Source organism: Hungatella sp. (assembly GCF_046966825.1).
This window is the reverse complement of the sequence record NZ_JBKVCZ010000285.1, coordinates 1-2171: the sequence shown is the minus strand read 5'-3', so window position 1 is coordinate 2171 and position 2171 is coordinate 1. Positions and strand designations below refer to the sequence as shown.

The window sequence follows — 2171 nt, the reverse complement described above, 5'->3', positions numbered from 1 at the left end:
TCCCAAGGGAAAGGCATCTGCCTGCGATGCGGAGAAGAAATCGTGGATTAGTCGGAAATGAGACCGGGAGCCGGGGAACTGTCAGGTGTGAAAAGACGCCTGAAGCTGTCCACGGCTCTTCATTTTTGTTATAGACCTTGAGTTCCTGGTATGGTATACTATGAGCACTTGGTGAGGTAGTTTACAAACCTGGTACTAGTACTGCATTGCGTAAATTCAGAAAAAGTGAGGGAATGAGGTTATGATAGCTGAGAAGATGAGGCCCCTTGTTGAGAATAATTCTGCCATTCGGGCCATGTTTGAAGAAGGAAAACGCCTGGCCGCCATCTACGGACCGGAGAATGTCTATGATTTCAGCCTTGGCAATCCCAATGTACCGGCGCCGGAGGCGGTGAACCGGGCGATTACGGATATCGTGGCGGAAGAAGCGTCTACCATGGTCCATGGTTACATGAGCAACGCGGGCTTCGAGGATGTCCGGGATACGGTGGCACAGTCGCTGAACCGGAGATTCGGCACACAGTTTCATCTGGAGAATATTCTGATGACCGTGGGCGCAGCCAGCGGTATGAACGTTATTTTAAAGACGGTTCTGGACCCGGGAGACGAAGTGATCGTATTTGCCCCCTATTTTATGGAGTACGGCGCCTATGTGAGAAATTACGACGGAGTGCTGGTGACGGTGTCCCCGGATACCTCCTCATTTCAGCCGAATATCTCGGAGCTGAAGGAGAAGATTACGAAACGGACGAAGGCGGTCATCATCAATACGCCGAACAATCCCACCGGAGTGGTCTATTCGTCGGAGACGCTGGAACAGATTGCGGCAGTTATGAAGGCGAAGGAAGAGGAGTACAGGACTTCCATCGTGCTGATATCGGACGAGCCCTACCGGGAGCTGGCGTATGACGGGGTGGAGGTGCCTTATGTGACGCCGTTCTACCATAACACCGTTGTCTGCTACTCTTACAGCAAGTCCCTGTCGCTTCCGGGAGAGCGGATCGGGTATCTGGTGATTCCGGATGAGCTGGAGGATTCAAAGGCAGTCATCGCAGCGGCGACCATTGCCAACCGTGTTCTCGGCTGCGTGAACGCTCCTTCGCTGATGCAGCGGGTGATCCTGCGCTGTATTGACGAGAAGGTAAACGTGGAGGCCTATGACAGGAACCGGAATCTCCTTTACAACGGCCTCACGGGATTCGGCTTCGAGTGTATCCGTCCGGAAGGCGCATTCTATCTGTTTGTAAAATCTCCGGAAGCGGATGACAGGGCTTTCAGTGAAGTATGCAAGAAGCACCGCCTGCTGGTGGTGCCGGGAACCTCATTTGCCTGTCCTGGATATGTGAGAATTTCCTATTGTGTGTCTTATGAGCAGATTGAGCGGTCTCTGCCGGCCTTTGAAGCGGTTGCCGGAGAGTACGGACTTTCATGACGGGAGGAAGAGCGATGAAACCATGGGAGGCAAATATCAGAAAAGTAGTCCCTTACGTGCCGGGAGACCAGCCGAGGGGCAGCCATTTAGTCAAGTTAAATACGAATGAGAATCCCTATCCGCCGGCGCCGGGCGTAAGCGCAGCGCTTAAGGAGATGGATTACGATCTGTTCAGAAAATATCCGGATCCTGCATCCTCGGTTCTTGTGGACGCACTTTCCGAATATTATAAAGTGGATAGAGATGAAATCTTTGTAGGGGTGGGATCCGACGACGTGATCGCCATGGCGTTCATGACCTTTTTCAACTCCGATAAGCCGGTGCTTTTCCCGGACATCTCCTATTCCTTCTATCCGGTTTGGGCGGAGCTTTTCGGCGTGCCCTATGAGAAACCGGCTCTGGATGAGAATTTCAAGATTGTGAAGGAAGAGTATTACCGTGAGAACGGCGGAATTATTTTCCCTAATCCCAACGCGCCTACCGGGCTTTATATGCCGCTTTCGGAGGTGGAGGACATCGTTTCCCATAACCAGGACTCGGTGGTGATTGTGGACGAGGCCTACATTGATTTTGGCGGAACCAGCGCGCTTAAGCTGACCAGGAAGTATGAAAATCTTCTGGTTGTGCAGACTTTCAGTAAGTCGAGATCCATGGCGGGCATGAGAATCGGCTATGCCATCGGAAATCCGGCCTTAATCCGCGCCTTGAATGACGTGAAATACTCTTACAACTCCTATAC

General features: G+C 52.0%; 2 protein-coding genes. Both read left to right on the top strand.

All coding sequences use genetic code 11. The annotated features are described in order from the left end of the window. Window positions 1-241: 241 nt before the first annotated feature. Complete coding sequence (locus ACLTD4_RS33880) at window positions 242-1432, top strand: pyridoxal phosphate-dependent aminotransferase (RefSeq protein ID WP_117623596.1); 1191 nt, start codon at window positions 242-244, stop codon at window positions 1430-1432. 14 nt (window positions 1433-1446) lie between these two features. Next, a partial coding sequence (locus tag ACLTD4_RS33875; RefSeq protein WP_412331990.1) for a pyridoxal phosphate-dependent aminotransferase occupies window positions 1447-2171 on the top strand: 725 nt, incomplete at its 3' end.

What these genes read in the sequence shown, in the direction of transcription:
- ACLTD4_RS33880 (WP_117623596.1), top strand. Translation starts at nt 242, where the DNA reads ATGATAGCTGAGAAGATGAGGCCCCTTGTTGAGAATAATTCTGCCATT.